6 protein-coding genes are annotated in these 8,852 nt (G+C 59.5%); 3 read left to right on the top strand and 3 right to left on the bottom strand.

Annotated elements, in window-relative coordinates; all coding sequences use genetic code 11:
* The first annotated feature begins 121 nt into the window (after positions 1-121).
* From U862_RS0105030 to U862_RS0105020, 3 genes are read left to right on the top strand one after another with little or no spacing between them, the layout of a single operon-like run.
* Positions 122-781 carry a paraquat-inducible protein A gene (locus tag U862_RS0105030; RefSeq protein WP_025109385.1) on the top strand — a complete coding sequence of 220 codons (660 nt, stop codon included), beginning with the start codon at positions 122-124 and terminating at the stop codon, positions 779-781.
* Positions 768-1,391 (top strand): paraquat-inducible protein A, encoded by a 624-nt coding sequence (locus tag U862_RS0105025; protein WP_025109384.1) that lies wholly within the window; start codon positions 768-770, stop codon positions 1,389-1,391. The genes U862_RS0105030 and U862_RS0105025 overlap by 14 nt, the downstream gene beginning before the upstream one ends.
* Positions 1,384-3,687: a PqiB family protein gene (locus tag U862_RS0105020; protein ID WP_025109383.1), complete on the top strand. Its 2,304-nt coding sequence runs from the start codon at positions 1,384-1,386 to the stop codon at positions 3,685-3,687. Before U862_RS0105025 ends, U862_RS0105020 begins: the two co-directional genes overlap by 8 nt.
* A gap of 208 nt (positions 3,688-3,895) precedes the next feature.
* On the opposite strand, the gene mksF is transcribed toward U862_RS0105020, so the two are convergent.
* Genes mksF through mksB form a run of 3 tightly spaced genes read right to left on the bottom strand, consistent with a single transcriptional unit; the run spans position 3,896 to position 8,704 of the window.
* Positions 3,896-6,736, bottom strand: coding sequence for an Mks condensin complex protein MksF (gene mksF, locus U862_RS0105015; protein WP_025109382.1), 2,841 nt, complete (start codon positions 6,734-6,736; stop codon positions 3,896-3,898).
* Positions 6,733-7,434 (bottom strand): Mks condensin complex protein MksE, encoded by a 702-nt coding sequence (gene mksE / locus U862_RS0105010; protein ID WP_025109381.1) that lies wholly within the window; start codon positions 7,432-7,434, stop codon positions 6,733-6,735. Before mksE ends, mksF begins: the two co-directional genes overlap by 4 nt.
* The gene (mksB, locus tag U862_RS0105005; RefSeq protein ID WP_177327310.1) at positions 7,424-8,704 is read right to left on the bottom strand and encodes an Mks condensin complex protein MksB; all 1,281 of its coding nucleotides are present in this window, start codon (positions 8,702-8,704) and stop codon (positions 7,424-7,426) included. Before mksB ends, mksE begins: the two co-directional genes overlap by 11 nt.
* Between the last annotated feature and the right edge of the window lie 148 nt (positions 8,705-8,852).

Raw genomic sequence — 8,852 nt, 5'->3', positions numbered from 1 at the left:
AGCAGTTGGGGTTTTGTTTTGCCCGCAGGAAAGTTTTTACTTAGCCTGCGAACAAATTTGCACAGTTATTTTCGAATCAGAACACTAGAATAGCCCCTTCTTTTTCGGAGCCAGAGCCTTTATGTCAGAGTCGGTTGACGCCCCCGGGCTGTCAGATTTACCGCTGGAAGACCTGGTGGCCTGTCACGAGTGCGACCTGCTGATGCGCAAGCCCAAGCTTGCCCACGGCGAGAAAGCCCTGTGTCCACGCTGCGGTTACGAGTTGTATGCCCACCGCCATAACGTGGTGCAGCGCAGCTTGGCACTGGTCATCGCGGCATTGCTGTTGTTCGTGCCAGCGAACTTTTTACCCATCATGCAGCTCAATGTACTCGGACAGTCGTCGCAAGACACCGTCTGGAGCGGTGTGGTCGGGCTGTTCAATACCGATATGCGCGGCGTTTCCGTCGTTGTGTTTCTCTGCAGCATGGCGATTCCGTTACTCAAGTTGCTCTGCCAGTTATTCGTATTGCTGACGATCCGTTTCAACGTCGGGCGTAGCTATGGTTTGCTCCTGTATCGCATTTATCACCACCTCAAAGACTGGGGAATGCTTGAGGTTTACCTCATGGGCGTATTGGTGGCGATCGTAAAACTGGCAGACATGGCGGCCATCACTGTTGGTCTTGGCCTTGCGTGTTTCGTCGGTTTGTTGTTGGTTCAGGTCTGGCTGGAAGTGGTGATGTCACCGCATCAGATCTGGCAGGCGCTCTCAGGAGAAGACCCACATGCGGGCGATTGATGCGGGCATTCTGATTTGTGCTGAATGTCACGAGTTGAACAGGCAGGAAAAAGGCTTAGAAGAGCAAACCTGCACCCGCTGCGGGGCGATGGTTCATGCCCGGCGTCCGAATAGCCTGGCTCGAACCTGGGCATTGCTGATCACCGCGGCGATTATCTATATTCCGGCCAATGTGCTGCCGATCATGACCGTCAGTTCTCTGGGGCAGGGTGATCCGAGCACGATCATGTCCGGTGTCATCCAGTTGGTGCAGCACGGCATGATTCCAATCGCCGCCGTGGTGTTTATCGCGAGCATCCTGGTGCCGACCTTCAAACTGGTAGGTATCGCGCTGCTGTTGTTTTCGGTGCAGCGACGCCAGCCATTGTCTGCACGACAGCGGATCTGGATGTACCGCTTCATCGAGTTCATCGGTCGCTGGTCGATGCTCGATATCTTTGTGATCGCCATTCTGGTGGCGGTCGTCAACTTCGGCCGGCTTGCCAGTGTCGAAGCCAACCTTGGCGCCATCGCCTTCGCCAGTGTGGTGATTCTGACGATGCTTGCCGCAGTAACTTTCGATCCCCGACTGATTTGGGATAACACGGAGTCGGACGACGACCATGACTGATTTGCCTGTAGCGAAAACCCGACCGGCCTCCAACTGGTCTGCGATTTGGGTACTGCCCTTGATTGCCCTGATCATCGGTGGCTGGCTGGGCTGGCGTGCCTATAACGAAACCGGCATCGAGATTCAGGTGCGTTTCGAAAGTGGTGAAGGCATCCAGGCCAACAAAACCGAGGTCATGTACAAAGGCATGTCGGTCGGTAAGGTGAAGACGCTGAAGCTCGATGACGAAGGCAACTCCAAAGGCGTGATCGCTACGGTGGAGATGAATAAGGACGTCGAGCAATACCTCAAGACCAGCACCCGTTTCTGGCTGGTGAAACCGAGCGTGACACTGGCCGGTATCACTGGCCTGGAAACCTTGGTCTCAGGCAACTATGTCGCCATCAGTCCGGGTGAAGGCGAACCGACCCGCAAGTTCAAGGCACTGGCCGAAGAGCCGCCGCTGTCGGATTCCAAGCCTGGTCTGCACCTGACCATCAAGGCAGATCGCCTCGGCTCGCTGAACCGTGGCAGTCCAGTGTTCTACAAGCAGATCAAAGTCGGGCAGATCAAAAGCTACGTGCTCTCCGAAGACCAGAGTACCGTTGAGCTCAAAGTGTTCATCGAGCCGACCTACGCCAAACTGGTGCGCAAACACACGCGTTTCTGGAATGCCAGCGGCATCAGCATCGACGCCAATCTGTCTGGGGTAAAGGTACGCAGCGAGTCCCTGGCGAGCATCGTCGCCGGCGGTATCGCTTTCGCTACGCCGGAGAACCGCAAGGACAGTCCGCCTACCGATCCAAGCCTGCCGTTCCGTCTCTATGAAGACTTCGACGCCGCCGCTGCCGGCATTCGGGTGAAGGTCAAACTCAGCGACTTCGAGGGCCTGCAGGCTGGCCGTACGCCGGTCATGTACAAAGGCATTCAGGTCGGTAACCTGAAAGCGTTGAAAATCGATCCGGATCTGAACAGCGCCACGGCTGAGCTTACCCTTGACCCTCTGGCTGAAGACTATCTGGTCGATGGCACGCAATTCTGGGTGGTCAAACCGTCGATTTCTCTGGCCGGGATCACCGGTCTCGAAGCACTGGTGAAAGGCAACTACATTGCCGTACGCCCCGGCGACAAGGGTGGCGCGCCGAAACGCGAATTCGAGGCCCGGCCAAAGGCGCCGCCACTGGATCTGCGTGCGCCGGGCCTGCATCTGGTGTTGTTCACCGACGTTCTGGGTTCGATCGAAGTCGGCAGCCCGATTCTGTACAAGCAGGTCAAGGTCGGCTCGGTACAAAGCTATCAGTTCTCCAAAACCAAAAAACAACTGGTGATTGGCGTCCACATCGAGAAGGAGTACGAAAATCTGGTCAACGCGTCGACCCGTTTCTGGAATGTCAGCGGCATCACCCTCACCGGTGGCCTGACCGGTGGGATTCAAGTGAAGAGCGAGTCACTGCAGACGCTGATGGCCGGCGGTATCGCGTTCGAAACACCGCAAGCCAAGGCGCCGTTGCAAAAGCGTATTCCGCGTTTCCGTCTGTTCGCTAACCATGACGAGGCCAATCAGAAAGGCACCGTGGTGACGATCAAGGTCGACCGCGCCGATGGGTTGCGTCCGGGCACGCCGATTCGTTTCAAAGGGCTGGATGTCGGCAAGATTGAAGACGTCGATCTGACCGATGACCTGCAATCGGTCATGATCACCGCGCGAATCACTGAAGTGCCGGAGCGCATTGCGCGGGTTGGCAGTCAGTTCTGGGTGGTCAAGCCTGAGTTGGGTCTGATCAAAACCCAGAATCTGGAAACCCTGGTCACCGGGCAATACCTGGAAGTGCAACCCGCGGCGAAGAACCTCGGCCCGCAGAAGAACTTCATCGCGCTGGCCAATCCACCGGAGGTATCCAGGCAGGAGGCCGGTTTGAGTCTGGTGTTGAGTGCGGCCCGTCGTGGTTCGCTCAAGCCTGGCGTGCCGGTGACCTACCGTGAAATCACCGTAGGCAAGGTCACTGGTTATGAACTGGGGCAGACTGCCGACCGGGTATTGGTGCACATTTTGATCGAGCCGAAATACGCGCCGCTGGTGCGCAGCGGTACGCGGTTCTGGAACACCAGCGGTGTCGGTTTTGACATCGGTCTGTTCAAAGGTGTGACGGTACGCACGGAGTCACTGGAGACGGCGATTCAGGGGGGGATCGCCTTCGCCACGCCGGATGGCGAGCGCATGGGCAACCCGGCGCGGCCTGAGCAGACGTTCCCGTTGTTCGACAAGTTCGAGGATGAGTGGCTGAGCTGGGCGCCGAAGATTCCACTCGGTAAATAATCCGGCAAATATGAGGCGTCGTTGAGGGCGCCTTCGCGAGCAGGCTCGCTCCCACAGTGGATGAGTGGTGCACACAACGTTTGTGTTCGGCCCGAAACCCTGTGGGGGCGAGCCTGCTCGCGAAGGGCATCAACACAAATCCCAGCCATGAAAAAGGGCCGCGATCCAATTGGATCGCGGCCCTTTTTTTGCCTTCAGCTAACGCCGATCAAACCGCATCCAGCTCCGGTTCATCCGCTTCCACATTGACGGTCGCCTTCACCACGTCATGGCGACGAATGTATTTCCAGTCCGCCTCGTCGATGTAGATGCCGGCCGGGCCGCTGCCGCCCTCCAGGTCGATGGCGACACTGGCGCAGACCTGCGGCTTCACACTCGCCAGAATCGGCACGAAGCCCAGTTGCAGGCTGGTTTCCAGCAGTGCCGCCTGGTTCTTCTCGTCGATGTCCGCCGCCTCGTCGAGGTAGTACGGCAGGCGCACACGACCGGCCAGATCGCGGTCCATCAAGTGCAGCAACAAGTACATGTTGGTCAGCGCCTTGATGGTCATCGTGGTGCCGTTGGACGCTGCGCCATCGATGTCGGTGTGGATCACCGGCTGGCCGTTGACCTTGGTGATCTCGAACGCCAGTTCGAACAAGTCCTTGAGGCCGAGCTGGTTGTGGTTCGCCGCCACCAGCCGCGCCAGGTATTCCTTGGCCTCTTCGTTCTTGTTGTCCTGCTCGGCGCTCTGGCTCAGGTCGAACACCGACAGGGTTTCGCCTTCTTCGTACTGACCGGCGCTGTGGATGATCTGGTCGATGTGCTTGAGCGCTTCCTTGTTCGGCGCGAGCACGATGCGGAAACTCTGCAGGTTGGACACCTGACGCTTGTTGATCTCGCGGTTGAACAACGCCAATTGGTGCTCAAGGCTGTCGTAGTCGCTGCGGATGTTACGCAGGGTCCGCGCGATATCGGTCACGGCTGCACGACGGGCCTTGCCCAGGGTCAGCGCTTCATCAGTACGGTGCGCGTACGCGTTGATCAGCAGTGACAGACGGCGCTCCATATCGTCTTCGCTGTCAAACTTGGCCACACCTTTGAGGCGCACTTGCGCGTACAACGCTTCGATCTGGCCATCGGCGCGCAACAGGCCCTGCCAGCTGTCCTGATAGTCGTTGAGCAGCGGCAGCAGGTTGTCCATCGAGTCGTCGACCGGATCCATGAACGGCGTGCCGAACGGCAGATCCGCCGGCAGCAACTGACGGCGGCGCAGAGCGTCGTCGAGGGTGCGTTGCTTGGCTTCCATGTCGGCGATCTGCCGGCCGACCAGTTGCAGCTTGGCCGACAGTTGCTGGACGCGCTCAGTGAACGCATCGCTGGAGCGCTTGAGTTCATCCTGCGCGCCTTCCATCTGCGCCAGTTGTTCGAGCTTGTCGCCTTCCTCGGCGCTCAGGGTCTGAGTGCGACGGAAGTCTTCCAGCGCTTTCTGCGCGTCCAGCACTTGCTGGTACAGCGCTTCGGTCTGGGTCTTGCTCGCGGCGCGGTCGGCGGCTACAGCCTGTTGGGTTTTCAGCTGCTTGAGTTCTTTTTCCAGACGCTCTTTCTGATCGCGCAATGCCGCGCGGTCGGCCAACGCCTGCAGAGCCGGCGGCTCGATGTGCGAGATGTCGATCGACAGGCCCGGTACTTCGAAACGTTCACCCTTGAAGCCATCAAGGATCAGCTCGACCGATTTCACCCACTCGCCATCATCGTCGAGGGTGATGCCGTGTTCGCCCAGCGGCAGGCTGAACAGCGCGCTGTTGAACAGACGCATCAGACGCTCGACGTCTTGCTGCGAGAACTCTTCGCGCAGACGAGCGTAGCTGTTGTTGTCGGCGTGATCGAGTTGCTGCTTCACCGACTTCAGGCGTTTTTCCAGATCGCGCACGCGCTCTTCCAGATCCTCGGCGCTGAACTGACGCGATTGCGCCAGGGCACCCGCCAGTTCGTCGTGGGCGTCCTTGGCCGCGAGCAATTGTTGCTCCAGCACTTTGACGTCATCGACCAGCGCGAAGCGGTTCTTCAGTACCGACAACTCACCGAGCCAGCGCTGGATACCGGAAATTTCCCGCTCCAGGCGCATCAATTCCTGGGTGCCGCCGCGCTGATCGTTTTGCAGGCTGTCTTGCTCGCCACGGTAATGGTCAGCCTGAATCGTCAGCTCTTCCTTGCGCGCACTGGCGTAGTCCGACCAAGTGCCAAGCAGCGAATCGAGCAGCGGCGACAGGCGATGCAGTTTGCCACGCAGCACGTCGCGCTGTTTCACGCCGTTGGCCAAGGCTTCAACCAAGGGGCCGGCCGCGACCAGCGAGTTGTAGTCCTGCTCCATCCGGCGCACGTCGCGGAAGGCTTCTTCGCATGCCGCAATGTAATCGACGCTGCCGGAACGCAGGCTGTGTTCGAAGGCATCGAGGAACAACTGTTTCAGTTTGGCCGCGGTGATTTCGCGCATGTGCAGCAGGTTGATGAACAGCGCGCGGAAGGTCTTCAGGCTCTGCTCGCTGGTGGAGCGCAGCGGGATCAGGGTCAGGTCGAGCGGGATCGACGTGTGACCGCCAACCAGCAAACGACGCAGTTCATCCGGCTTGAGTTCGTAGGCTTTCAGGCCTTCTTTCTCAAGGTTGCTGAACAGTTCTTTCTGACGCAGGCAGGTGTCGTTCTTCTGGTAGTGCGCCAAGTCGAGCTTGCCGGCGTAGGCGAAGAACTGGTGACCGAAACCACCGCCCGGGCCGCGGCCGACCACGCCGATCACGTGCGGGCCGTGCGGCAGGTTCACTTCGACGAGGATGTAACTGGTGTCGGACGCAAAGTAGAAACGCCGGGATTGTTCCAGGCTGTACTTGCCGAAACTCATGTCCGACATGCGCGCCAGAATCGGAAACTGCAAGGCGTTGATCGACGCCGATTTACCGAGGTTGTTCGCGCCATAGACCGACAGCGGTTCTTCCAGCGGGAACAGGCCGAGGCTGTAACCGGCGGTGTTCAAAAGGGCAAAGCGGCGGATGCCGTAGCGTTCCTGGCTCATGCGTCGGACTCCTGTTCTTCGGCAATGGCGCGGGCCAGTGCGTCTTCTTCGCTTTCTTCTGCAAATTCGGACAAATCAAGTGGATCGTCGGTTTCGAGGAGTTTGGCTTCGGCTTCTTCGTCGATCAGCACCGGCGCCGGCAGCGGCAGAACGCTGTGCACGCTGGCCGCCAGGTCGCGGTCTTGCTGCACCGACAGGCAGACGTCGAGGAAACGGTGCATCGGCGGCAGGAAGCGGTACACGCCGTTTTCTTCGCTGGCAAAACCGAGCTGAGTCATGCGGCGCATGATCTTTTCTTCGAGTTCTTCAACGGTCTGCACTTCGGCCTGGATGAACAGGTCGCGGTATTTCTCCAGCAACGATGGCAATTCTTCGCGACCGAGGCTGCCGCCGTCGAGCACGGCGATCGGGTCGCGGCCCTGGTCGGCCAGATGCTCGACGAGAATGAACGTGAACAGCGCCAGACGCTGGGCAGTCTTGTTCACCGCCGCAGCGGCCATGTCCGGTACGAAGTAGTAGAAACCACGGGTGTCGCAGACCAGTTCAAACCCCAACGCCTTGAACAGCGTGCGGTACTGATCCTGGAAGTTCGACAGTTGTGCGTACAGCTCCGGGTCGCGGCGGCTGACGTGGTAGCCCTTGAACAACTCGCGAAAGATCGGTGCGAGTTGCGACAGTTCGGAAAGATCAAGATGCATTGGGGATGCTCGCAGAATCCTCGGCGGCAGAGTCGCTGGCCGAGAGCAGGGCGAAGGAGCGCAGGCTGACCTGGTGCTCGTGAGTGTGGTATTCGCGGCGTTCCAGACGCTCGCGCTTGAAGCGTTTTTCCCGCGACAGGCGCGAGAACCAGTAGAGCAATTCGTCAGTGGCGCCGTCCGGTTCCTGCTTCAGCAGCCAGGTCATCAGATCCGGCATTGGCAAGGACTCTTCGCAACGCTCGACCATCTCGCGCACGGTGCGTGGCGCACGTGGGGCATCACCGGTTTTTTGCGTCTTGTGCGCCTTGGGGAAGCGTGCCGGTTTCGGCTCGAAGCGCGCCAAAGCGTAGACGTAGGCTTCGACCTGACTGGCGCTGCCGAGGAAGGTGCTTTGCGGCCGGGTGAACAGTGGCATCGCCGCTTGCGGCACGGCATCGATGCCTTTACGGCGAATCGCCGCCAGCGCCAGCGCGGCACCACGGGTCACGGCGTTGTGTCGGCGCGCTTCTTCACGCAGCGGCAGCAGCAGTTCGCGGGCATGACGCAGGGTCAACTGGGCGCTGGTCTGCATTTCGAGGATGCGCGCGTGGGTGCGCAGCAGCATGTCGTCATCGACCAGATGGCCGAGACGCTGCTGTTCGCTGAGCATCTTCAGCAGCACGGTTTCAACCTTGCGCACGCCTTGTTCGAAGGCGCCGTCGGCGTTCACCAGATCGATCATCGGCTCAACGTATTCGTCCCACGTCGCCAACACTTCGGCGTAACGCTGACGCAGCGGAATCTGTCGATCGCTGGTCTTCGCGCGTTCGGCCACGGCCACCAGTGCCTGCTCGTCGTTATCGAGCTTTTTCAGCACGTCACGCACGCGCATGTCGAGCAAGCGCAGCTGGCGGGCAAGGTCATGGCCGTCGCGAATGTCGAACGCGTCCTGAATGTAACCGGCCAGACGTTCGAGGTGGCGCAGGTAGGCTTCAATCTCCAGGCACAGCCCCAGGCGGTGCTCACGGCGCAGGTAGGCGAGGAAGTCGTGAATCTGTGCGTTGAGCTCGAAACGGTTCGGGCTTTTCGCGACAGGAATCAGAATATCGAGGCGAATCCACACGTCGAGCAGGCTGGTGATGTCCTGCGGCGTGCTGTCCAGTTGTTGGGCGGCCAGTTGCGTGCGCAGTTCGTTGAGGCTCAGGGTGCCTTGGTCGAAGTGCTCGCACAGTGGCTCCAGAAGTGCCCAGTGTTCAGCGAGGGCGCGCAAGACGCGCTTGGGTTCGATCATCGGAATGGCCGGCTGGTTGGCGATTAAAAGCCGCGATTGTACTGCATCACGAAGGATGCGATTCACTCTCGGGGACGGGCTGTCGCTTTCTTTAGGTCAAGTCTATCGATCAACAACGGGCGATCTTGAGCGAAGGGCGGTAGAATCA

The sequence above is a fragment of the Pseudomonas sp. H1h genome (assembly GCF_000633255.1).
Lineage (GTDB): Bacteria > Pseudomonadota > Gammaproteobacteria > Pseudomonadales > Pseudomonadaceae > Aquipseudomonas.
Note: the sequence above shows the minus strand (reverse complement) of the source record. Positions and strands in the feature narration are given on the sequence as shown.